This window comes from Bradyrhizobium sp. AUGA SZCCT0177 (assembly GCF_018130125.1).
Classification (GTDB): Bacteria; Pseudomonadota; Alphaproteobacteria; order Rhizobiales; family Xanthobacteraceae; genus Bradyrhizobium.
The window spans coordinates 37,077-59,256 of record NZ_JAFCMA010000024.1; the positions used below are offsets into that span (position 1 = coordinate 37,077).

The window sequence follows — 22,180 nt, forward strand, 5'->3', positions numbered from 1 at the left end:
GGCGCGCCGTGCAGACTTGCCTTCAGCGGAAATGGCAGGCGACCCAGTGCCCGTCGGCGCTTTGCTTGAGCGGCGGGGCCTCGCTCTTGCATAACGGAAACTGCGCGATCGGGCATCTGGTGTGAAAGTGACAGCCGGTCGGCGGAGAAATCGGGTTCGGCACTTCGCCCGACAGCCGGACGCGCTGCCGCTTCACTTTCGGATCCGGTATCGGCACCGCCGACAGCAGCGCTTCGGTGTAGGGATGCCGCGGCGAGGCATAGAGTTCGTGGGCTGACGCCATCTCGACAATGCGCCCGAGATACATCACCGCGATACGCTTGGAGATATGCTCGACCACCGCAAGATCATGGGCGATGAAGAGATAGGCGAGCCCGAACTTTTCCTGCAGATCTTCCAGCAGGTTGATGACCTGGGCCTGGATCGAAACGTCCAGCGCCGACACCGGCTCGTCGCAGATGATCAGCTTGGGCTCGACCGCAAGCGCCCGCGCGATGCCGATGCGCTGGCGCTGGCCGCCGGAGAATTCGTTCGGATAGCGGCTCATATGGTCCGCGCGCAGGCCGACGGTTTCCAGCAAATCCACCACGCGCTCTTCGAACTGCTGTTTGGTCTTGGTCAGTTGGTGGATGATCAGCGCTTCGCCGACGATCGCGCCCACATTCATGCGCGGATTGAGCGACGCGTAAGGGTCCTGAAAGATGATCTGGATGTCGCGGCGCAGGATGCGAAGGTCGTCGGCCTTGAGCGACCGGACATCCTTGCCGTCGAAATGGATTTCGCCCGAACTCGGTTCGATCAGGCGAAGCACGCAGCGGCCGGTGGTCGATTTGCCGCAGCCGGATTCCCCGACCAGGCCCAGCGTTTCGCCGCGGTCGACGTGAAAATCGACGCCGTCGACCGCATGAACGCTGGCGGTTTGACCGCTGAACAGCCCGCCCTTGAGCGGAAATTCCTTGGTCAGTTTTGCGACTTTGAGCAGCGGCTCGCTCATTGAACCACCGTCGTTTCGGCGTGGATGCAGGCCACCTTGTGGCCGGGTTCGAGCTCACGCAAGGCAGGCTGAGCGCGCACACATTCATCGGTCGCAAAACCGCAGCGCGGCGCGAAGCGGCAGCCCTCGGGCGGGTTGATCAGCTTCGGCACCGTGCCGGCGATGGTCTGCAGCCGGGCCTTGCGCCCGCCGCCCCTGTCGACGCGCGGGATCGAGCGGATCAGGCCCTGCGTATAGGGATGGCGCGGGTTGGCAAACAGCTGCTCGACCGCGGCTTCCTCCACCACCTTGCCCGCATACATCACCACCACGCGCTGGGCGACTTCGGCGACGACGCCCATGGCGTGGGTGATCAGCATGATCGACATGCCGAGGCGCGATTTCATGTCCTGCAGCAGATCGAGGATCTGCGCCTGGATCGTGACGTCGAGCGCCGTGGTCGGCTCGTCCGCGATCAGGAGCTTCGGATGGCAGGATAGCGCCATCGCGATCATCACGCGTTGCCGCATGCCGCCGGAAAACTGGTGCGGGTAGTCGTTGACGCGGCGCGCCGGGTTCGGGATCTGGACGAGCGCCAGCATGTCGATGGTCCGCTCCAGCACGGCGCGGCGTCCGAGGCCTTCATGCAGGGCGATTACTTCGCCGATCTGGTCGCCGATGGTGTAGACCGGATTGAGCGAGGTCATCGGCTCCTGGAACACGATGGCGATTTCCTTGGCGCGAATCCGGTTCATCTCGTCCGCCGCCATCGGCACCAGGTCGCGGCCCTGCCACAGGATCTGCCCGCCGGCGATCCGCCCGGGGGGCATTGCGATCAGCTTGAGCACGGAAAGCGCCGTGACCGTCTTGCCGCAACCGGACTCGCCGACCACGCAGACCGTCTCCCCGCGCCGGACGGCAATATCGACGCCGTCGACCGCCTGCACGACGCCGTCATCGGTCGCGAAATGCGTCTTCAAGCCCCTGATGTCGAGCATGGGCGCTTCGTCAGTCGGTTTCGCACCCACGCTCGCGGTATCCTCCGGACGCAACATTACATGACTCTCCGGGGGTCGAGCGCGTCGCGCAATCCGTCGCCAATGAAATTGATGGTGAGCACGGTCAGGAAAATCGCGGCGCCCGCGAACAGCGCCCAATGCGGTGCGATGTCGAGATAATCCTTGGCGTCGAACAACAGCCGCCCCCAGGTCGGGATGTCAGGCGGAAAACCGAGGCCGAGAAACGACAGCGTCGATTCCGCGATGATCGCCGCCGCGACGTCGATGGTGCCGGCCACGATGACAGGCCCGAGCGAGTTCGGCAGGATGTGCCTGATCACCAGCCGCGGCGTGGTGGCGCCGAGCGCGCGCGCCGCTTCGACGAATTCCTTTTCGCGCAGCGACAGGAACTGCGCGCGCACCAGCCGCGCCACCGGCATCCAGCGAAACGCACCGATCACGAGCACGATCAGGATGAAGACGCCGCCCTCGGGGCCGACCCAGTTCTTGAGAAAATCCCGGAACAGATAGATCACCAGCAACAGCAGCGGCAGTTGCGGCAACGCCAAGAACAGGTCGGTGATCCACATCAGCGCGGCGTCGACGCTGCCGCGGGAGATGCCCGAGATCGCCCCGATCAGCACGCCGACGATGATGGCGACCGCCATCGCCGCGAAGCCGACCGCCAGCGAAATGCGTCCGCCATACAGCATGCGCGCCAGCAGGTCCTGGCCGAGATCGTCGGTGCCGAACGGGTGGTCCCACGACGGGTGAGCGAGCCGCGCGGTGAAATCGATTTCGTTGATCGGTATCCGCCAGATCAGCGGCCCGAACAGAACGGCCGCGGTCAGCAACGTCAAAATGCCGATGCTCGCCACCGCCATGCGATGGCGGCGAAATTTTCGCCACACCTCATAGCCGGGCGAAATGTGACGCGGGCGTCCCTCGAGCGGAACGACGACGTCAGCGATAGGAGATGCGTGGGTCGAGCCAGCCATAGATGATATCGGCCAATAGGTTGAAGACGACGACGAGACAGGCGAACACGAAGGTCACCGCCATGATGACCGGTGTGTCGTTGGCGAGGATGGCGCTGATCAGCAGTGAACCAATGCCGGGGATGCGGAAGATCTGTTCGGTGACGATGGCGCCGCCGAACACGGCCGGCATTTGCAGCGCGACCAGCGTCACCACGGGAATCAAGGCGTTGCGCACCACGTGCTTGATGACGACCTTGCCTTCATTGAGACCCTTCGAGCGTGCCGTGGTGACATAATCGAGGCGGATCACGTCGAGCACCGCCGAGCGGACGTAGCGGGTATAGGAGGCGGCCTGAAACAGCCCGAGCACCGAAATCGGCATGATCGCCTGCTTGAAATATTCGAAAGCCCAGGCCCAGCCGGTGGCCGGGATATCGACCCGGTAGACGAACGGCAGCCAGCCGAGATTGATGCTGAAGATCAGGATCAGCAGCAGTCCGGTGAAGAAGGTCGGCAGCGAGAAGCCGATGAAGGCAAAAGTGTTGGCGATCTGGTCGAAGATCGAATAGGGCCGCATCGCCGCATAGACGCCGACCGGCAGCGCCACCGCCAGTGCAAGGATCTGCGACGAGCCGACCACGAACAGCGTGGTCGGAACCCGCTGCAGGATCAACTGGTCGACGTCGATGCGGCTGGCGAACGAAAAGCCCCAGTCGCCCTGCAGCATCGCGGCGAGCCAGCGCAAATAGCGGATGAAAATCGGATCGTCGATGCCGAACTTCACCCGCAGCGCCTCCCGGACTTCGGGCGGCACATTGGAGTTGGTGGCAAGTTCGCCGAACGGATCGCCCGGCGCCAGCGCCAGCAGCACAAAGAGAATGAGGCTGATGCCGAGCAGGCTGGGCAGGGCGATGATCAGGCGCCGGAGGATGTATTTTCCCATGGTCGTCCTGCCACCGCCCGTTCAGATCTTGCGCATCGCAAAGCTCACCTCAGGTCTCACGGTACCAGTTCGCGATCTGCCATAGATCGTTGTCCCAGCCGCTGAGAGGCACCGCCAGATTGCCGGCGACGGCCGAGACTTTCGGCCGGCGGAGCAGGGGCTGGATGTAGTTGTCCGTCACGACGAGGTCGTTGAGCTTGATGAACATCGCGGCCCGCTTCACGGCATCGAGTTCCTGCTCGGCCTGCTTGTAAATCTCGTCATATTCCTTGTTCTGCCAGCGCGAGACGTTGCGGCCCTGCCACTTGTTTTCCTTGTTCGCCGCGCGCCACGACAGATACTGGTTCATGAAGAACCCGGGGTCGGGCTGCGTCATGGTGGTGTTGTACATCTGCGCATCGCAATAGAAATGCGTGTAGGTGTCGGGATTGGCGGCGTCGGAGGAGAAAAACACCGATGCCACCACCGACTTCAGCTCGACGTCGATGCCCGCCTTCTGGCAGGCCTGCTTGATGATGGCCTGCGTTTTCTGGCGGGGCGCGTTGATCGAGGTCTGGTAGACGAACCGCAGCGGCTTGCCGTCCTTGGCGCGAATGCCGTCGCCGCCTTTTTTCCAGCCGGCGGCTTCCAGGATCGCGTTGGCCTTCTCGATGTTGAACTCGAATTTGATGTTTTTCGAGCGAACCTTCTCCGGGGCGTTGAGGAAGTTTGCGGTGGCGCTCGCCGTTCGGCCATAGATGAACTTCTCGATCGAGGCGCGATCGATCAGGAGATTGATGGCCTGGCGCACCGCCGGGTCGCTGAACAGCGGATGCTTGGTCTTGACGCTGGCGCGTTCGCCGTCGACCTCCGCGGCCGGATCGGTCGAGTTGAGCATGATGAATTCGATATTGCCGGTCTCGACGATGCTGACCTTGCCCTTGCCGGCGCCTTCCAGCTTGGTCAGGATTTCATCTTCGACCTGCATGTTCCAGGCATAGTCATATTCCCCGGTCTGCAGCACCGCGCGCGCGGCCGACACCGCATCGCCGCCGCCCTTGATTTCGATCGTATCGAAATACGGACGGTTGGGCATGTGGTAGTTCGGATTGAGCTTGCCGCGGACGATGTCGCCCGGCTTGAAATCGACGAAAACGTAAGGACCGGTACCCACCGGCTTGAGGTTGGCCGGCGCGTCGCGCGACTTGCCGCCGATGTAATCGGCAAACAGATGTTTCGGGATGATCATGCCGTAGGTGCCGACAAAGGCATCGGCCCAGAACGGCGTCGGCTTTGAAAACGTCACGCGAACGGTGAAATCGTCGACCTTTTCGACCTTGGCGTCCTTGTAGCTGGCGATCGAGACCGCGGCGGTCTCGGGATTGCGCGCATATTCCCAATTGAACACGACGTCGTCAGCCGTGAACGGCATGCCGTCATGCCATTTGACGCCCCGTTTCAGCTTCCAGACCACCGAGAGGCCGTCCTCGGTGAGGCCGTTGTTTTCCTTGCTCGGAATTTCGGCGGCCAGCACCGGGACCAGATTGCCCTCCTGGTCCCATCCGGCCAGCGGCTCGTAAAAGACGCGGGAGCCGTCCTGGTCCTTGGTGCCGACGGCGAAATGCGGGTTGAGCAGGGTGACCGCCTGCCAGTACAGGATTTTCAAAAGCCCGCCGCCGCCGGCCTTGGTCGGCTTGTAGGGGATCGCGGTCTGGGCCATCGCCACCCCGGATTGGGCCAGCATCATGCCGGCCATCGGTGCCGTCAGGCCGACGGCGATCATCTGCTGGACAAAAGACCGCCGCGACAAGCGTCCGGTCTTGACGTCTGCAATGAGATCTCGAAGTTCCCGTTCTTGCATCGGATTGGCTCCTCGGCTGGTGCAAAATGTCTGGCTCACGCCCTCTGGCGCCCCTGCCGCCGCAGGGGGCGTGGACCAAATGATCGGACCACCAAGGAAATGGATCAGGTTAGTACCAGCCTGTCAAAGCAGGAACCGGGCCACGCTTCGCCAAAACCGTCTTGACCAAAAGTCCGGCTTGACCCGGCGGACCAAGCGACCGGTTCGCCACGAGACCGGTTATCCGGACTGCAGCCACGCTAGTTCGTTGGGAAAAGCGGCGTCCGCGCCTAATTGCGGTGGCGCACCATGACCGGCTCAAGCCCGGCAACGACCGCCGGCGCCTGCGACGAAATGCTCGCGGTCGACGGCAAGCTCGCGACGGGTGCCGGGGTGCGATAGCGCGGCAGTTGATCCCCAAGCGAATAGAACACGCACAGCGCCAGGCTCGACCAGACCGCCAGGCTGAAATACAGCGACATCCAGGCAATCTCTTCCTTCCACTCGGCAATGTCGTGCGTCACGATCCAGCGCGTGCGCACGTCGCGCAGACCCTCGAGCGGGTGCAGCAGCGGATTGCCGTCGGCGACATCGGCCCGCCACCGGTTCAAATACATCGGGACGTCGACGGTCATCAGGAACGCCAGATAAAACGCGATCCCGACGATAGTGACGATCAGGATCGCGCGCACCGCACCGTCGAACTCCGGCAGCAGGCGGCAGAGACCGACGCCGATGATGAAGAAGACGACGGCCCAGATCGAATTCTCGATGGCGTTGTTCAGATATTTGGTGGTCAGCACCGCGTGCCAGGAAAAGCACTCCGCGATCACGATCAGCGGCACGATCACCCAGGCGGCGTTCACGGTGGTGTCCGCGCCCGTCATGGTGCCGAGCTGGTGCAGGATAACAGCCCATTGTGCCGCGAAGGCGATCTCCGCCACGGTCGCAACCGAGCGGCCGACGAACACGCTCGACAGCCAGGTGTCGAACAGGCAGATCCGTTGCACGTCGGCGCGCGGCAGGATCGAGCGGAAGGCGCAACCGAACACATAGGCCGCGCTGAGCGCGAGCATCAGCTCCACGCCGGACGTGCTGGCTGGATTTCCAATCGGCTGTCCGTGGAGCTGGCGGTACAGCACGAACCAAACCGCGATATTGGCGCCGCTGACCAACGTCAGCATGCCCCACCACCGGATCACCGGATTCGACCAGGCCAGGGAGGCTGGTTGCGCACGCCATTCCAAGCTCATTTACCGCTCCGCATTTAATCGAACTGACATCTGATTGTTTTACTTCTGTCATGAATCGCTGCGAATCACGACAAAAATATGCGTGGGTCGGAGTCTTGCGGGAGTGACGGCGAGCGCGTCGGCGTTCTGCACTTGAGGAATCGGTCTTGTCGGCACTGATGGACGCCGCTGTCATAAAACTGTCATCAAAAGTTCAGGTCGCGATCAAATGTATTGCCGCTTGTATTCGTCAAGCCGAATACGTCAGTCGCGTTCTTGCCAATAATGAATTTGCAGAGATCAAGGGAGCAATTTTGCAGGTTGATCATGCTGCAAGTGGCTGGATCGGCCGGGAAGGAAGCCCTTGCAGGCTCTCACGCAGCCGACCGCCCGATCGCACTGGGACGTGAACCCATAAATTCAGAGTGGTCGGCGGACGTCCGCGTTGCTGCGCGTTTCGGACTCAAGTCGGACATCACGGCACTCCGAGAGGTGCCAACAACGGAAGTCGCATTCATTCGATTACTTCGTTGCAACCGGTCCCTGGCTGCTCTTGGTCATTCGGGCAGCCCGGCTTGCCGCAATCCTTCTTCGTATCGCAAAAGGTCTTCGGCCCGCCTAAAAGGGCCCAACACGTCTTTGAGAGTGGAAACACGTAGCGTGGGGTTCAGTCGCCGCAGCCGAGCCACTGCCTTATGTGCTTGCTCCGGCCGCCCGGCCATTGCATTGCTTGCGGCGGCGATCCGTAATCCAGGTTGATAGTCCGGATTGTCCTGCAATGCCATTGCCGCCCACGATGCCGCTTCGTCATAGCGGCCCAGGAAGAAATGTGCATTCGCGGTCCCGCTTGGCATTCTTAGCAGCGACGGATCAAGTGGGCTCAGGCGCATGGCACGCGCGAAGCGCTCGATCGCCGCTTCCGGCTCACCGAGCCAGATTTTTACCCAGCCGCCGAAACTCCATGCCTCGGCCCAATTGGAATTGAGCACAAGCGCGCGATCGATCAAGCCAGCGCCCACCTCGAGATCGCGAACGACAAACGCTAGCGCCCACCCGCCGGAGGCGAGCGCGATCGGGTCATCCTTGCCCAACTCAACCGCCCGCTGAGCGAGCCTTGTCACCTCAGCAATCTCGTTCGGTGTGACTGAAATCCAGCCATTGGCCCTAGCTATGGCGTAGCAATGGGCGGCACGACCGTAGGCAGATGCAAAATCCGGGTCGAGCTCGATCGCGCTGTTGAACAGGCGTAATGCCTCTTCGTTCGCTTGCCTGCTTGCAACCTGATAAAACCTGGGCAACCCGCGTAAATAGAGGGCATAGGCGTCGAGACTCTCGGTCGGCTTGCGCTTGGCACGCTCGATCTCGGCTTTTTCCACCGCCGGCGCGATCGCCCCCACAACGCTCTCGGTGACCTGATCCTGCAGATTGAAGATGTCGCCGAGGCCACCATCAAAACGTTCTGCCCAAAGATGTGCCCCGGTGGCGGCATCGACGAGCTGTCCCGTGATGCGCACCCGGTTTGCGGCCTTCCGAACGCTGCCTTCCAACACGTAGCGCACCCCAAGTTCGCGCCCGATCTGCTTCACGTCGACGGCGCGCCCCTTGTATGTGAAGCTCGAGTTGCGAGCGATGACGAACAGCGCCTTGAAATGAGATAGCGCTGTGATGATGTCATCTACCATCCCGTCCGCGAAAAATTCCTGTTCCGGATCGGAGCTCAGGTTGGTGAAGGGGAGAACGGCGATCGAGGGTTTATTGGGTAGAGCAAGGGTCTCATCAACAGGCCAGCGGTTCGGCACGGCTGGCACGGCGCGACCGTATGGGACGCGCCAGACCCGCATCGGCTCGGCGATATTCTTCAAGGATTGCGAACCCAAATCCTCAAACGTTACGTCTACCTTGCCACGAATTTGCCGACGAGCGTCGTCCGAGATGCTGATGCCGCCCGGCTCTGCCGTCCCTTCGAGACGCACTGCAATATTGACCCCGTCACCAAAGATATCGTTTTCTTCGATAATAATATCACCGACGTGAATGCCGATGCGGAGTTCGATCTGCTTGCCGTGCGGCACGTCGATATTTTGTTCGGCCATGCCGCGTTGAATTTCGTCGGCACATCGTACGGCGTCGACCACGCTGGCGAACTCGGCAATAGCGCCGTCCCCGGTATTCTTGACGACGCGTCCGTGATGCTCAGCGATTTTGGGATCGAAAATCGTTCTTCTAAGCGCTTTCAGTCGCGCCAGCGTGCCCTCTTCGTCTATCCCTATCAAGCGGCAAGAGCCCGCGACATCCGCCGCCAGAATAGCTGCCAGCCGCCGCTCTACGTGCTCGCTGCTCAAGACGCACCCCCAAAGCTCGGGGAAGATTGAATGGGTATATAGCAGAATTGTGGGCCGGCGTCCGGCTATGCCCATGTCCGAAACGGGTCAATCGCGTCGATTTTTGCATGTCGGGCATGTCCGGTTGGCGGTTAGTCTTGGAAGTGCGCTCAGGTGCTCCCTGGCGCGACCTGCCCGCCAGCAAGAAGCCTGGGCAAACATCCCGCCGAAACGAAATCGCAAAGACGCGATCTGCTTCAGCCCGTTCCTCGCGCACGAAACTTGATCGATCGGTTCTTCAACAAGATCAAGCAATGTCGGTGTGTCGCGACCCGATACGACAAACTCGCGGCCAACAACTTAGCGTTCATGAAGCTCGCATCAATCCGCCATTGGCTGCGCGTTGATGAGTCCGCGCCCTAATTACTTGCTATTCAGGTTGGATACCGAGTTCCTGGATGACCTTGCCTGCGGACGCATGCTCGGCATCGAGAAACCGCTTCGCGCCTGCAGGCGTCACCGCGTCACCAATGCCGACATCAAAGCCGAGGGCGGGGGCGCGCTCCTGCACCTCCGGGGACTTTAATGCGCCCGCAATCTCGGAGCTGAGCTTCTGGATGATGTCGGTGGGCGTGCCAGCCGGCGCCATCAACATGAACCAGCCTTGCAGGTCGACGCTCTTCAACGTTTCCGCGATCGCCGGCACGTCCGGCAACGAGCCGATGCGCTTGCTGCCCGCAACGGCAACAGGTCGAAGCGTGCCCGCCGCGATGAAGGATTCTGCAATCGATGCCGCTTGTATCGTCACCTGGACGCGTCCCGTCATGCTGTCCTGCACCGCGTTCGTGGTCGTATTGTAGGGGACCAGAACGAAGCCGGTCCCGGCCTGCTTGTTGATCGATTGTGCGATCAGGCCCGAGAGGTTGCGCGGACCGTCGACCGCCATGCTCAGGGATCCCGGCGCTGACTTTTCCAGCGCGATCAATTCCGCAAGCGTCTTCGCCTTCACCTCGGGGTTGACGAGAAGGACGTGGTTGCTTCGGGCCACCATGGCGACCGGCACAAAATCCTTCATCGGATCGTAGGGAAGCTTCTTGAACGTATAGGGGTTGGTGACAAGCGCGGCCGAAGTGGCAAACAGGAAGGTGTATCCATCGGGGGCGGCGCGGGCGACGGCCTGCGTGCCAACGAGGTTCGCGGCGCCTGGACGGTTCTCGACGACGAACTGCTGTCCGAGCGCCCGCGAGAGTTTGTCGGCGATAATGCGACACAGCACATCCGGGCTGTTGCCCGCCGCCTGCGGCACCACGACCGACACGGGTCTTTGCGGCCATGATTGTGCGTACGCCGGACCCGAGAGGCAGAGCGCAATGCCGGTCAACAGCACGCGGCGGGATAGTTTTGGCATGGTGATCCTCCCTGAAATATTCGCCTGCGATTTCTGATCGCTTGAGGCGGCATCCTCTCGGACAAATGTCGGCGCGGGCTACCCGCTTCGATCAAATCTCGTCGGCGACGCCATTGCGCAGCACGCCAAGGCGATCGATTTCGACCTCGACGGTATCGCCCGGCTTCAGCCAGAGCGGCGGGGTTCGCTTGGCGCCCACACCGCCGGGCGTCCCCGTTGCGATCACATCGCCCGGCTCGAGGCGCGTGAAGGACGAGCAGTATTCGATCTGCCGCGGAATATCGAAAATCATCTGATCGATCGTCGCATCCTGGACGATCTGACCGTTGACGCGCGTCTGCAGCCGCAGCGGTGCGACGTCGCCGAGTTCGTCCGGCGTCATCATCCAGGGACCGAAAGCACCGGTCTCCGGAAAGTTCTTGCCGGGCGTGAACTGATGCGTGTGGCGTTGAAAATCGCGCACGCTGCCTTCGTTGTAGCAGGCATAGCCGGCGATGTGGTTCCATGCGTCAGAACGCGCGATATGGCGTCCGGGCTTTCCGATGATGATCGCGAGCTCGCCTTCGAAGTCGAGATCGTGCGAGAGTTTTGGCCGGATGATGTTGGCGAGATGCCCGGTCTGGCTGTTGGCAAACCGGCCGAACACGGTGGGGTTCTCGACTTCCGCGCGTCCGGTTTCCTTGCGGTGCATCTCGTAGTTCAGGCCGATGCAGAGAATCTTGTCGGGATTGGGAATGACCGGCAGCCAAATGATCTCAGCCGTGGGGTAACGCTTTGCCGTGCGGATGGCGTCGCGCACCGCGGGCAATGCGTCGGCGGCGATCGCCGATTTGAGATCGGGATAGCGATCCCTGAGCAGCGCGCCGACGTCAATCGCTTCCTCGCCCTCGATCACGCCCCAGGTGCGGCTGTTGCCGATCGTAAAACTCGCCAATTTCATTGTGATGTCCTCGCTCTGGAAACCGCGTAACGGTGATGAGTGTTGGTGCCTTCAAGCTGCAATCCCTGATGGATCATTGAAGCCGTCCCGCAAGCTCTGACAGCATCTTGCCGAGCGCGCGTTCGTCGTTGGCGACGCCGAAGACGTAGTGGTCCGGCCGGACGATCGCGGCGCGGCAGCCGTGGCGGTCGAACCAGGCTGCGAGAACGCCATCTTCTTCAGCGACGGCGTCGTGCCCGGCCTGATCTGCCGCGTCAGCAGGACGGACGCGGATCAGTCGCATGCCAAGCCCGGTCAGATGCGCCCGCACATCAGCGGTCAAATCCGGCGCGTTTCGCTGGTCCAGCACAAGCCGCCATCCAACGCCCGCAGTGATGTCGAGCAGACGCCGCCCTTCTGCCGTTCTGATCCAGGGCTGCGGAAACAGCGTGCCGTGCGCCGGATGCAGCGGGAACGCCAGCAGGCCTTTCTGAAGCGGCGGGACAATCTCCTGGCGGGTGAAGGTGCGGGGGAGGCCGCCGCCTTCGGCAAGGATGCGGATATCGCGCGCCTCGGCCGCGACGGGATCGCGCTCGCAAATCACGTGCCCGATCGCCTTGATCCGGGTGGTGAGTTGGCGAACATGCTCGCTTCGCTCCTCGCCATAGGTGTCGAGGAGCGTGGGGCCGGATTGTCCTTTGAGTACCCGATCAAGCTTCCATACGAGATTTCCGACATCGCGAATGCCCTGGCACATGCCCTGGCCGATAAACGGCGGTTGCTGATGCGCGGCATCGCCGGCGAGGAATATGCGGCCCCGCCGCCACTCCTCCGCAACGAGCGCATGAAACCGGTAGCTCGCCGCACGCCACAGCGTGGCGTCGTCAGGCTTGATCCATCGGCTGAGCAACCGCCAGACTTGATCAGGCGCTTCCATCTCACGGGGATCTTCACCCGGCAGCAGCATGATCTCGAAACGGCGATGATTGCCGGGGCCGACGATGAACGACGTCGGGCGCGACGGATCGCAGAATTGCGCCGCCGTCTCCGGCAGCTTGCCGAGTGCGGCATCGTTGACCCGGAGATCGACGACAAGCCAGGGCTCATCGAATACGAGGTCTTCGAAGGTGATGCCAAGCGCTTGCCGTGTTCCGCTCGAGGCGCCGTCGCAAGCGATCATATAGTCGGCGGTGACCGAACGCGTCGCTCCCTTGTCGTCGCGCAGTTGCAGCGACACGCGCTCCGGCGATTGGTCGAAGCCGATGAGCTCAGTTCCGAGTTCGACGTCGACGCTGTCATAGGCCGCCGCGTGCGCGCGCAGCGCCGCCTCGACCGGCGGCTGCGTGAACACCATGCTGGGGGTGTATCCAAGCGGATAGGGTTCCGGAACCATATCGATCCGGCGTATCAGCTGGCCCTTGGCGCCGAAATGCTGCGAGGCAGGAAACGGTGCGATGTAGGGCAGCACGCGCTCTGCGGCGCCGAGATTATCGAGCAGGCGAAGGATCTCATGATCGATCGCGATCGCGCGCGGCTTGTCGTAGACGTCGCGCTGACGGTCGATCGCCAGGGTACGGATATTCCTGTCTCCGAGCAGGCTGGCCGCGATGGCGCCTGACGGGCCGTGACCAACCACGACCACTTGGAAATCGCTCCGGTGCTGCTCTGATGAAAGCGTCACTCAGGACTCCAGTCGAGATTCTAAAGCGAAGCGGATCGGGCGGTTAAGCATCGGCGTAGAGCACGGCCGTCTGGGCCGCCTTGACGTGATCGGCCTTGGGAGGGGCGATGCCCCAGTGATCTGTCCTGCCTGACGGCCAGACCCATTCCGACGGCCCGCGCACCACATAATTGTCGTCGACCTGCAGAACTTCGGCGGTGTATTCGATGACGATCCCGACCGGATCGATGAAATAGGCGAAGACGTTGTCGCCCGGGCCGTGGCGGCCGACGCCCCAGGCGATTGGAAATCCGGCGTCGATCATGCGGCCCGAGCCCCGCATGACCGCTTCCAGGTTCGGCATCATGAAGGCGACGTGATTGAGTCCGTTCACGGCGGCATCGGCGATAACGATCGCGTGGTGGTCGTCATTGCAGCGGACGAACGCCATGGCTTTGGTGCGATCCGTCAGGCGAAAGCCAAGCGCCCGCTGATAGAACGCGGCCGAGCCGTCGACATCCCCAGCGTTCAGATTGACGTGAGCCAGTCTCGTGGGCCGGTTCGCGGACGGAAGAGATGCGGTGTGCCGCATGTCCCCGTAAACAAAGCGCAGCACGCCGCCGCCGGGTGCCCGAATGGCCATGACCGTCCCGCCATCGGGACCGGAATTTTGGACAGGGCCATGGAGCAGCGTCGCGCCCTGCTGCTGTGATGCCGCAGCGATAGAGTCGAACTTCCCATCGGAATCCAGTCGGAAGGTGACAGCCCGGAGCGCCGGGCGATCGCCCTGCCGCAAGGCGACCACATGATGATCGGTACCGCTGGCCCGCAGATACGTCACGCCGTCGTGGCGCGTCACCAGATCAAGCCCCCAGACGGACGTATAGAAATGCTCCGACTGGCCGATCTCAGGCGTTTCGAGCTCGACGCTGCGCAATGCCGTGACGGGAAAATGGGTCATTCCGTAGCGTGCTCCCAAATCCGGGAAACGTTGAGCGTTGTCGCAAGCAGCGTGGCTTTCGGTCCCGCTGGACGTTTCCTCGGTTCTTGGAGACTCCTAACCTATATAAAATGCGCTTAGCAACAGTAATTTATATATTACGTACGAATACGAGAAAGTGTATACAATGGAATCGGACACCGGGTTGGGGACCGAAAGGAGAGTTTGGGCGTGGTCACCACATCAGCGCTTCGCTTGGCGTCCGTTACGCCATCCTCCACGCAAGCGAGCACGGTCTATGATCGGCTGAGGGAAGACCTGCTTTCGGGGAGGCTTGAGCCAGGCCGGAAGTTGCAGATGCGTTTCCTGACCGAGACGTATCAGACCAGCCAGACGCCTTTGCGCGAGGCGCTCAATCGCCTGGCGGCCGATGGCCTGGTCGAATGCCGCGAACAGCGCGGGTTTTACGTCGCGGACATCAGCCGGAACGAATTGATTGAACTGACCAAGACCCGGTGCTGGGTCGAAAGCCTTGCGCTGCGGGAATCCATGGCGGCCTCGACGCCGCAATGGGAAGAGCTGCTGCTGCTCGCGGAGCATCGTCTGGCCAGGACGCCTCGTTCGCTCAACACCGAACGCTTCGAAGACAATCCGGAGTGGGAAAGACTGCATCGCGTCTTTCACAGAACCCTGATCGGAAATTGTGGATCTCAATCACTGATCGCATTTTGCGGACAACTTGCCGACCAGCTGTACCGATATCGGCGTCTGTCGATCCAAAGGGCCTTTCCATCGAGGCACGTGAGCGACGAACATCAGGCGATCATGGCGGCCGTATTGAGCAAGCAGGCGGACGATGCCGTGGCCTTGCTGACGGCGCATTACAATCAAACGGCCGAAGTCATCCTGAGGGATCAGAAGATATTCCCGGAATTGCAGAACGACGGCGAACTCGCATAGGCCGCGCGTCGTGATCAGACGCCAGCCGCTGGCGTGCTTGAAAGCTCAAGCCTGCAGCTTTCTCTGCGCCATTTCCGCCGCAAGCAGGATCGCAGCATGTGCGGCGCCGATCCCCGCGATTCCCTTCCCGGCGATGTCATAGGCCGTTCCGTGGGCCGGCGTACAGATCGGAAACGGAAAGCCGCCCAGCAGCGTCACGCCACGATCGAAGCCCATCAGCTTCATCGCGATCTGGCCTTGGTCATGATACATCGTCAGCACCGCATCGAATGCGCCGCCTTTGGCGCGCAGGAACACGGTATCTGCGGGAAACGGGCCTTCGGTCGCGATCCCGTCAGCGCGCGCCTCTTCTACCGCGGGACCGATCGCGTCGATCTCTTCCCGCCCGAAATTCCCGCCATCGCCGGCATGGGGGTTGAGACCGGCGACCGCAATGCGCGGACGCTTGAATCCGGCTGACCGCATCGAGGCATCCGTTAGCCGCAGCGCGCGCAGGACGCGTTCCCTGGTGATGTGCGAAGCGACCTCCGCAAGCGGGATATGCGACGTGACGCGGGCATTCCAAAGCCCGTCCAGTACGTTGAATTCGCTTGCCGGGCCGTCTAATCCGACCACGTCGGCCGAAAAGCTGATCTCGTCGTCATAGACGGGATGTGCAAGCCGCATGGCATTCTTGTTGAAGGGCGTAAAGCAAACGGCGTCGGCCCGGCCGTCACGTGCCATCGTCAGCGCTTGACGATAATTCGCCAGCGCAAACCGGCCGCCTTCGGCTGTCGCGGTGCTTCGCGCGACCAATGCCGGATCGAGATGGCCGAGATCGATGAAAACCGGGGCCCGCGCTTCCTTCGAGAGATCGGCGTCGGGCGATGCGGATATCAGGTCGAGCTTTACCGCGGCAACGCGCGCGCCATCATCGAGGACGCGGCGGTCACCGATGACGACGATCCGGGCCTTGGCGACGACGTCATCGAGAGCAAGGAGCCGGGCCGTCAGTTCCGGGCTGATGCCGGCGGGGTCGCCCATCGCAAGCGCTATGATCGGTCTCATCAGGATCTCCGGGGCCTTAATCTAGGGTCAAATTGTTCTGTGCGACGATCATGGCTTCACCTCCGACCGCGGCATCATCCGGCCGATCGTTCGCCAGATTGTCGGCATCAGCAGCAGGGCCGCGCCAAGCAGGATCAGCGTTGTCACCAGCGGTTTGGCAAAAAATATTCCGAGCGAGCCTTTCGACATCAGCATGGATTGGCGAAACGCGTCTTCCGCCTTGTCGCCAATCACGATCGCGAGCACCAGCGGCGCCAGCGGATAATGAAGCTTCTTGAACAGATATCCGAGCACACCGAATCCCATCATCAACATGACGTCGAGATAGGAATTGGAAACCGAATAGGCTCCGACGGTGCAGATGATGACGATCACAGGCGCAATGATGAAGAACGGCACGCGCATCAGCGCCGCGAAGATCGGTACCGTCAGCAGCACCAGCACCACGGCGACGACGTTGCCGAGATACATCGAGGCGATCAGTCCCCAGACGAAGTCCTTCTGCTCGACGAACAGCATCGGTCCGGGATTGAGTCCCCAGATCATCAGGCCGCCCATCATGACGGCCGCGGTCGCCGATCCCGGGATGCCCAGCGACAGCATCGGAAGCAGGGCGCTGGTGCCGGCGGCATGATCCGCGGCTTCCGGAGCGACGATGCCTTCCGGCTCGCCCTTGCCGAAATTCGCGCGCCGGGGCGAAAGACGCTTGGCGATGCCGTAGCTCATGAACGATGCGGCGGTCGGGCCTCCCGGCGTGATACCCATCCAGCAGCCGATCGCCGCGCTGCGCAGCAGCGCCCAGCCATGTTTCGGAAGACCCACGAGCGTACGGAAGACTTCGCGCCATTCCACCTTGGAGGAGATCGCCTTGACGTGAAATTCCTCTTCCACGGCAATCATCAACTCGCCGATCCCGAACAGGCCCATGACGGCGACCACGAAGCTGACGCCCTTCACCATCTCGTCGATGCCCATGGTGAGCCGCACGCTGCCGGAGACCGTGTCGATCCCGACGGCCGCCAGGGCGAAGCCGATCGCGAGCGATACCAGCGTCTTGATCGGCGGCGAGCCGCCCATCCCGATGAAACTCGCAAACGCCAGAAAATAGACCGCGAAATATTCCGGCGGCCCGAAGGCCAGCGCCACTTGCGCGACCCATGACGCCGCAAGCGTAATCAGAACGACACCGGCGAGCGCGCCAAAGGCAGCCGAGCCGAACGCCGTCGCCAGCGCCGTGGTCGGCCTGCCGTCGCGCGCCATCGGATAGCCGTCGAACGTGGTCGCGACCGAGGAGGGCTCGCCTGGAATGTTGAACAGGATGGATGTGACCGAGCCGCCGAACAAGGCGCCCCAATACATCGACGAGAGCAGGATGATGGCCGAAACCGGCTGCATTCCGAAGGTGAGCGGCAGCAGCAGCGAAACGCCGTTGGGTGCGCCGAGGCCGGGCAGCACGCCGACGAGAATGCCGAGCAGCACGCCGATCACCATCAGGAAAATATGATTGCCTGACAGCGCGATGCCAAAGCCATGCATGAGAGCTTCGAGATTTTCCAACGAAGCGCTCCCCTAGAAGCCGAACAAGGTGCCGAGCGCGCCGCGCGGCATCGAGATATGGAACGTCAGCTCGAACATCAGATAGAGCGCCAACGCCGCCCCGATCGCGGCGACGGCCGCGAGCAACAGCGAGCCGCGCCTGTGCCAGGCCAGCGCGCCGAACACATAGAGCGCGGCGGCCGGATACATCCCGATCAGCGGAATGACTCCGACAAAGACCGCGGCCGGGACGAACAATGTTGCCAATCGCCTGAATTCGCTTGGCCCGAGAATAACGGCCCGCGCGTGCAACCACCCCTGCACGAGATTGAACAAACTGCCGGCCAGGATGACGAGGCCGACGATCAATGGAAAGGTGCCGGACTCGACACCGGCGGCGGACCAGCCGATGCCGTTGTCGAGGCTGGAGACGATCACGGCTGCGCCGAACGCCCCGGTGATGAGCGCCGTCGCCGCTTCCAGACTGCGTCCAGAGACCATCGTCCGAACTCTAGTTGGAGATCAGCCAGCCTTCATCGGCGGCAACCTTGCGGGTGCGTTCGATATCTTCCTTGATGAACTTGTTGAAGGCATCACCGGTCAGGAAAGTGTCGGTTTGCGAGGTCCGCTCGATATATTCCTTCCATTCCGGCGTGGCCTGCACCTTCTTCATCAGATCGACATAGAAGGCGGCCTGATCGGCGGTCACCTTTCCCGGCAGCCAGACTGTACGCGGTTGCTGGAATTGCGGAATGGCAAGGCCGGATTCAACGCAGGTCGGGATGTCGTGCCAGTTCTGCGTTGCCGTGACCTTGGGTCCGTCGGGCAGGCGCTGCGGGCTGAAGGCGCACAGCGGACGCTGCGTGCTGCCCTTCCACTGTCCGATGCTTTCGCTGGGATTGTTGACGTGGGCGTCGATATGGCCGCCGGCCAGTTGCACCGCGGCTTCGGCGCCGCTCTTGAAGGGAATGTAGACGAATTTCACCTTGGCCGCCTTGTCGATCATGCGGGTGAGGGTTTCATCGGTGTCCTTTGATTGCGCGCCGCCCATCTTGACATCGCCCGGCGGCTTCGCGGCAACGGCTTTGAGGAAATCCTGCACGTTCTGGTAGGGCGCGTCCTGCTTCACCCAGAGCAGGAATTCGTCCTGCACCATCGCGGCAATCGGCGTCAGGTCGGTGTAGTTATAGGCGACCTTGGAGACCATCGGCTGGTTCCACGCGTTCGATGTGCCGAACACGACCTTGTAGGGATCGCCCGCCATCGCCTTGGTGTAGGTGTAGCCCTCGGCGCCGCTGCCGCCGGCCTTGTTGACGACGACGATAGGCTGCTCGACCAGCTTATACTTGGTGATGATGTTCTGGACCGCACGCGCAAAATTGTCCGTGCCGCCGCCCGGGCCTGCCGTTGCAATGAATTCGATCGGCTTGGCCGGTTGCCACGCGGCATTCGCCGCTCCCGTGAGCCCAATGGCGAGACCGAAGGCGATCGCAGCGAATGTCGGCTTCTGAGACATCTAGTCCTCCCGTGTATCTCTGATTTTTGTTTTCTTGGTCTTGGTGTCGTCTCAGGCTTTTGCGTCAGCCCGCTTCATCCCTTGCAAACTCCGGCGCGGCAATCGCGCCTTCCTTGTGAAGCGCTGCAATTTCGTCGGCGTCAAAGCCGTAAGCGCCGAGGATTGCATTGGTATGTTCGCCGTAGAGCGGCGCGCCCGACCGCACCTTGCCGGGCGTCTGCGAGAACTTGATCGGCAATCCAATCGTCTTCACGCTGCCGAGCGTGGAATGCTCGACCTCGACCACCATTTCGCGCGCGATCGTCTGCGGGTCGGCGAGGGCCTGCAGCATGTCGTTGACGGGGCCGCAGGGGACGCCGGCCTCCTCAAGCGCAGCCAGCCAATACTCGGCGGATTTGGTTTTGAAGCGCCCCGTGAGCACGGCTTCCAGTTCCTTCAAATGTCCCATTCGATCGGCGCCGGTCGCAAACCGCGGATCCCGCGCCAGTTCGATCGCGTCAAGCACTTCGAGCGTGCGCATCCAGTTTTTCTGGTTGGCGCCGCCGACCACGATCCATTTGTCTGATGTTTCGAACGCCTGGTAGGGCGCATTGAGTGGATGGGCCGAACCCATCGCCTGCGGCGCCACGCCGGTGGCCATCGCGATGGCGGCCTGCCAGTAGGTCTGAACGAGGGCGGCCTCGAACAGGGAGGTTTCGACCCATTGCCCCTCGCCGGTTTTGAGCCGGTGGGCATAGGCGGCGAGGATGCCCATGGCCGCGAGAATTCCAGCCGTGATGTCGGACAGCGGCGCGCCGCATTTGACCGGTGGTCCGTCGGGCCGCTCGCCGGTGAAGCTCATGATGCCGCTCATCGCCTGCGCCACCAGATCGAAGCCGCGGCGATGCTTGTACGGGCCGGTGCGGCCAAAGCCGGACAGCGAGCAGTAGATCAGGGCAGGGTGCGCCTTTTTGATATCGGCGTAACCGAAGCCGAGCTTGTCCATCACCCCGGGGCCGAAATTCTCAACCAGCACGTCTGCCGATCCGATCAGGCGCCGCAGCACCTTTGCGCCGCCCGGTGTCTTCAGATCGAGCGCAATGCCCTTCTTGTTGCGGTTCATCATCAGGAATGAGGCCGCCACGTCGCCGATCCTGGGAGGGACCATGTAGCGGGTGTCGTCGCCGGCCGGAATCTTTTCGATTTTAATGACCTCGGCGCCCATGTCTGCGAGCATCAGCGTGCAGGTCGGGCCCGCCATGACGTGCGTCAGATCGACAACCTTCAATCCACTCAGGGGGCCCATGGTTTCTCCCGCAATGTTGTTGTTCTTGTTGCTTAGTCACCAGTCCATTGCGGCTGGCGCTTGTTGAGGAAGGCATCCATGCCTTCGCGGAAATCCCGGCTTTGGTAACACATCAGGATCAGGTCCTCGTCTTCGGCCGGCTTCGGCTGCGCGCGAAGCAGCGCCTGCTTGGTGGCACGCAGCGTCAGCGGGGCGTGACCTGCGACAAGCCGCGCCAGTTCATCGGCCCGCCGTTCGAGGGCGGAAAGATCCTCAACGACTTCATGCAGCAGGGCGATGCCGGCGGCCTCTTCGGCTTCGATCAGGCGCGCGGTAAAAATGATCTCCTTGAGCCGCGTTGCCCCGATCAGGCCCGAGAGCCGGCCGATACTGGATGCCGACAAGCAGTTGCCGAGTGTGCGCGCGATCGGAAACCCGAATTTCGCGGTCCGGGTCCCGATGCGCAGATCGCAGCATGCGGCGATCGCGGCGCCGCCGCCGGTGCACGCGCCGTTGATCGCCGCAATGGTCGGCACCTGGCATTGTTCGAGCGTGGTCAGCACGCGGTCGATCCGGGCCTCGTAGCCGATGGCGTCTTGCGGAGTCTTGAACGCGCGAAACTGGTTGATGTCGGTGCCGGCCGCAAAAGCCTTGTCGCCTGCGCCGCTCAGGATCAGCACCTTGAGGCTGCGGTCGCCGGCGGCGGCTTCGCATATCGCAGCCAGCCGCTCATACATGCCGAAGGTCAGCGAGTTTCTCGCCTGCGGCCGGTTGAAGATGATCCGGCCGACGCCGTCGCGGACCTCGTAAAGCAAGTCCGTCTCGGGGGTGACGTTTTCATTCATTTTGTTGACAGACCCCTCAGGATGGAACCTCAGTTTGGCTGTGGAGGGCATTTTTGAATGCAAAAACTATCTAATGCAATAGGAATCTGGTCGAATTTGCTTGGTGCGGATCATTTTTGCATTCAAAATGGTTCCATCGAGTCGCCGAGGAGAACCTCGATATGATGCATGACGAGGTGGTTTCCCGCCTCAGGCACGTCCTGACGGAGGGCGAAATCCCGCCGGGCGCGCGGATTCCGGAGCGCGAGCTGTGCGCGTCGTTCGCGATATCGCGGACCCCGCTACGCGAGGCGCTCAAGGTGCTCGCGGCCGAAGGGCTCGTGGTGCTGCTGCCCAATCGCGGCTCGCGCGCCGCCAAGCTCACCCGGAAGGACGTCAAGGAACTGTTCGAAGTCTGCGAGGCGCTCGAAGCCGCGGCCGGTGAGCTGGCATGTCCGCGCATTTCCGACGCGCAACTGCGCGAAATTGCCGAGCTGCAGGCCAGCATGGTCGAACATTATCGCGCGCAGGATCTGCTGTCGTACTATCGCTGCAACCGGTTGATCCACGAGGCCATCGTTCGCGCGGCCGATAACGCGGTGCTTGCCGGCTTCTATGAGTCGATCGCCGCAAGGATACGGCGGGCACGGTTCATCACGCCGATGTCGCCTGAGCATTGGGCGCTCGCCATCCAGGAGCACGAAGGAATCCTGAACGCGCTGCAGCGGCGCGACGCCGGCGGGCTCGCCCATATTCTGCGTAACCATCTGCGGCGCAAGCGCGAGGAAGTCGTCCGGGCCGGCTTCGCCGAGGGCGAATGATCGCTGTCGTCCAACTGGT

The 22,180-nt window shown here is 62.2% G+C and carries 20 protein-coding genes and 1 pseudogene; 4 read left to right on the forward strand and 17 right to left on the reverse strand.

Going from position 1 to position 22,180, the window contains the following annotated elements; genetic code table 11:
• Window positions 1-22 precede the first annotated feature (22 nt).
• From JQ597_RS25600 to JQ597_RS25625, 6 genes are all read right to left on the reverse strand, one after another.
• Window positions 23-994 carry an ABC transporter ATP-binding protein gene (locus JQ597_RS25600; protein ID WP_212267898.1) on the reverse strand — a complete coding sequence of 324 codons (972 nt, stop codon included), beginning with the start codon at window positions 992-994 and terminating at the stop codon, window positions 23-25.
• Complete coding sequence (locus tag JQ597_RS25605; RefSeq protein WP_249135737.1) at window positions 991-1,971, reverse strand: ABC transporter ATP-binding protein; 981 nt, start codon at window positions 1,969-1,971, stop codon at window positions 991-993. The genes JQ597_RS25600 and JQ597_RS25605 overlap by 4 nt, the downstream gene beginning before the upstream one ends.
• Window positions 1,972-2,027: 56 nt before the next feature.
• Window positions 2,028-2,969, reverse strand: coding sequence for an ABC transporter permease (locus JQ597_RS25610; protein WP_212267902.1), 942 nt, complete (start codon window positions 2,967-2,969; stop codon window positions 2,028-2,030).
• Window positions 2,935-3,894 carry an ABC transporter permease gene (locus JQ597_RS25615; RefSeq protein ID WP_212267904.1) on the reverse strand — a complete coding sequence of 320 codons (960 nt, stop codon included), beginning with the start codon at window positions 3,892-3,894 and terminating at the stop codon, window positions 2,935-2,937. The genes JQ597_RS25610 and JQ597_RS25615 overlap by 35 nt, the downstream gene beginning before the upstream one ends.
• Before the next feature lie 49 nt (window positions 3,895-3,943).
• On the reverse strand, window positions 3,944-5,734 hold the full coding sequence (locus JQ597_RS25620; protein WP_212267905.1) for a peptide ABC transporter substrate-binding protein: 1,791 nt from the start codon (window positions 5,732-5,734) through the stop codon (window positions 3,944-3,946).
• A 269-nt stretch (window positions 5,735-6,003) separates the two neighbouring features.
• On the reverse strand, window positions 6,004-6,966 hold the full coding sequence (locus tag JQ597_RS25625) for a hypothetical protein (RefSeq protein WP_249148196.1): 963 nt from the start codon (window positions 6,964-6,966) through the stop codon (window positions 6,004-6,006).
• 146 nt (window positions 6,967-7,112) lie between these two features.
• On the opposite strand from JQ597_RS25625, the gene JQ597_RS25630 reads away from it, so the two are divergent.
• Window positions 7,113-7,355, forward strand: coding sequence for a hypothetical protein (locus JQ597_RS25630; RefSeq protein WP_212267907.1), 243 nt, complete (start codon window positions 7,113-7,115; stop codon window positions 7,353-7,355).
• A gap of 147 nt (window positions 7,356-7,502) precedes the next feature.
• Here the strand turns inward: JQ597_RS25630 and JQ597_RS25635 are convergent, their stop codons facing one another.
• Window positions 7,503-9,287 (reverse strand): adenylate/guanylate cyclase domain-containing protein, encoded by a 1,785-nt coding sequence (locus JQ597_RS25635; protein ID WP_249148197.1) that lies wholly within the window; start codon window positions 9,285-9,287, stop codon window positions 7,503-7,505.
• Window positions 9,288-9,462: 175 nt separating this feature from the next.
• Between JQ597_RS25635 and JQ597_RS37775 the strand changes: the two are divergent.
• Window positions 9,463-9,689, forward strand: a pseudogene (locus JQ597_RS37775) (IS5/IS1182 family transposase); the annotation flags it as partial.
• A gap of 7 nt (window positions 9,690-9,696) precedes the next feature.
• Here the strand turns inward: JQ597_RS37775 and JQ597_RS25645 are convergent.
• The 4 genes from JQ597_RS25645 to JQ597_RS25660 form a co-directional block, all read right to left on the reverse strand.
• Window positions 9,697-10,674, reverse strand: a complete 978-nt coding sequence (locus JQ597_RS25645) for a Bug family tripartite tricarboxylate transporter substrate binding protein (RefSeq protein ID WP_212267914.1) — start codon at window positions 10,672-10,674, stop codon at window positions 9,697-9,699.
• 91 nt (window positions 10,675-10,765) lie between these two features.
• Entirely contained in the window at window positions 10,766-11,614 is an 849-nt protein-coding gene (locus tag JQ597_RS25650) for a fumarylacetoacetate hydrolase family protein (protein ID WP_212267916.1), read from the reverse strand.
• A 73-nt stretch (window positions 11,615-11,687) separates the two neighbouring features.
• Window positions 11,688-13,274 (reverse strand): bifunctional 3-(3-hydroxy-phenyl)propionate/3-hydroxycinnamic acid hydroxylase MhpA, encoded by a 1,587-nt coding sequence (gene mhpA / locus JQ597_RS25655; protein WP_212267918.1) that lies wholly within the window; start codon window positions 13,272-13,274, stop codon window positions 11,688-11,690.
• Between the two features lie 43 nt (window positions 13,275-13,317).
• Complete coding sequence (locus tag JQ597_RS25660; RefSeq protein WP_212267920.1) at window positions 13,318-14,214, reverse strand: VOC family protein; 897 nt, start codon at window positions 14,212-14,214, stop codon at window positions 13,318-13,320.
• 234 nt (window positions 14,215-14,448) lie between these two features.
• Between JQ597_RS25660 and JQ597_RS25665 the strand changes: the two genes are divergently transcribed.
• A complete protein-coding gene (locus tag JQ597_RS25665; protein WP_249133607.1) occupies window positions 14,449-15,153 on the forward strand; it encodes a GntR family transcriptional regulator in 705 nt (234 codons plus the stop codon).
• Between the two features lie 45 nt (window positions 15,154-15,198).
• On the opposite strand, the gene JQ597_RS25670 is transcribed toward JQ597_RS25665, so the two are convergent.
• From JQ597_RS25670 to JQ597_RS25695, 6 genes are all read right to left on the reverse strand, one after another.
• Window positions 15,199-16,200, reverse strand: a complete 1,002-nt coding sequence (locus tag JQ597_RS25670; protein ID WP_212267922.1) for a 4-hydroxythreonine-4-phosphate dehydrogenase PdxA — start codon at window positions 16,198-16,200, stop codon at window positions 15,199-15,201.
• A 48-nt stretch (window positions 16,201-16,248) separates the two neighbouring features.
• Complete coding sequence (locus JQ597_RS25675; RefSeq protein WP_212267924.1) at window positions 16,249-17,757, reverse strand: tripartite tricarboxylate transporter permease; 1,509 nt, start codon at window positions 17,755-17,757, stop codon at window positions 16,249-16,251.
• A gap of 12 nt (window positions 17,758-17,769) precedes the next feature.
• Window positions 17,770-18,237: a tripartite tricarboxylate transporter TctB family protein gene (locus JQ597_RS25680; protein WP_212267926.1), complete on the reverse strand. Its 468-nt coding sequence runs from the start codon at window positions 18,235-18,237 to the stop codon at window positions 17,770-17,772.
• Window positions 18,238-18,247: 10 nt separating this feature from the next.
• Entirely contained in the window at window positions 18,248-19,252 is a 1,005-nt protein-coding gene (locus JQ597_RS25685) for a Bug family tripartite tricarboxylate transporter substrate binding protein (RefSeq protein ID WP_212267928.1), read from the reverse strand.
• Between the two features lie 64 nt (window positions 19,253-19,316).
• On the reverse strand, window positions 19,317-20,537 hold the full coding sequence (locus tag JQ597_RS25690; RefSeq protein WP_212267930.1) for a CaiB/BaiF CoA transferase family protein: 1,221 nt from the start codon (window positions 20,535-20,537) through the stop codon (window positions 19,317-19,319).
• 32 nt (window positions 20,538-20,569) lie between these two features.
• Window positions 20,570-21,361: an enoyl-CoA hydratase/isomerase family protein gene (locus tag JQ597_RS25695; RefSeq protein WP_212267932.1), complete on the reverse strand. Its 792-nt coding sequence runs from the start codon at window positions 21,359-21,361 to the stop codon at window positions 20,570-20,572.
• A gap of 161 nt (window positions 21,362-21,522) precedes the next feature.
• On the opposite strand from JQ597_RS25695, the gene JQ597_RS25700 reads away from it, so the two are divergent.
• On the forward strand, window positions 21,523-22,161 hold the full coding sequence (locus tag JQ597_RS25700; RefSeq protein ID WP_212267934.1) for a GntR family transcriptional regulator: 639 nt from the start codon (window positions 21,523-21,525) through the stop codon (window positions 22,159-22,161).
• Window positions 22,162-22,180 lie beyond the last annotated feature (19 nt).

Coding starts and splice junctions, on each gene's coding strand:
- JQ597_RS25680 (WP_212267926.1), bottom strand. CDS start 18,237: ATGGTCTCTGGACGCAGTCTGGAAGCGGCGACGGCGCTCATCACCGGG.
- JQ597_RS25610 (WP_212267902.1), bottom strand. CDS start 2,969: ATGGCTGGCTCGACCCACGCATCTCCTATCGCTGACGTCGTCGTTCCG.
- JQ597_RS25690 (WP_212267930.1), bottom strand. CDS start 20,537: ATGGGCCCCCTGAGTGGATTGAAGGTTGTCGATCTGACGCACGTCATG.
- JQ597_RS25700 (WP_212267934.1), top strand. CDS start 21,523: ATGATGCATGACGAGGTGGTTTCCCGCCTCAGGCACGTCCTGACGGAG.
- JQ597_RS25620 (WP_212267905.1), bottom strand. CDS start 5,734: ATGCAAGAACGGGAACTTCGAGATCTCATTGCAGACGTCAAGACCGGA.
- JQ597_RS25605 (WP_249135737.1), bottom strand. CDS start 1,971: ATGCTCGACATCAGGGGCTTGAAGACGCATTTCGCGACCGATGACGGC.
- JQ597_RS25600 (WP_212267898.1), bottom strand. CDS start 994: ATGAGCGAGCCGCTGCTCAAAGTCGCAAAACTGACCAAGGAATTTCCG.
- JQ597_RS25625 (WP_249148196.1), bottom strand. CDS start 6,966: ATGAGCTTGGAATGGCGTGCGCAACCAGCCTCCCTGGCCTGGTCGAAT.
- JQ597_RS25660 (WP_212267920.1), bottom strand. CDS start 14,214: ATGACCCATTTTCCCGTCACGGCATTGCGCAGCGTCGAGCTCGAAACG.
- JQ597_RS25650 (WP_212267916.1), bottom strand. CDS start 11,614: ATGAAATTGGCGAGTTTTACGATCGGCAACAGCCGCACCTGGGGCGTG.
- JQ597_RS25695 (WP_212267932.1), bottom strand. CDS start 21,361: ATGAATGAAAACGTCACCCCCGAGACGGACTTGCTTTACGAGGTCCGC.
- JQ597_RS25670 (WP_212267922.1), bottom strand. CDS start 16,200: ATGAGACCGATCATAGCGCTTGCGATGGGCGACCCCGCCGGCATCAGC.
- JQ597_RS25645 (WP_212267914.1), bottom strand. CDS start 10,674: ATGCCAAAACTATCCCGCCGCGTGCTGTTGACCGGCATTGCGCTCTGC.
- JQ597_RS25615 (WP_212267904.1), bottom strand. CDS start 3,894: ATGGGAAAATACATCCTCCGGCGCCTGATCATCGCCCTGCCCAGCCTG.
- JQ597_RS25685 (WP_212267928.1), bottom strand. CDS start 19,252: ATGTCTCAGAAGCCGACATTCGCTGCGATCGCCTTCGGTCTCGCCATT.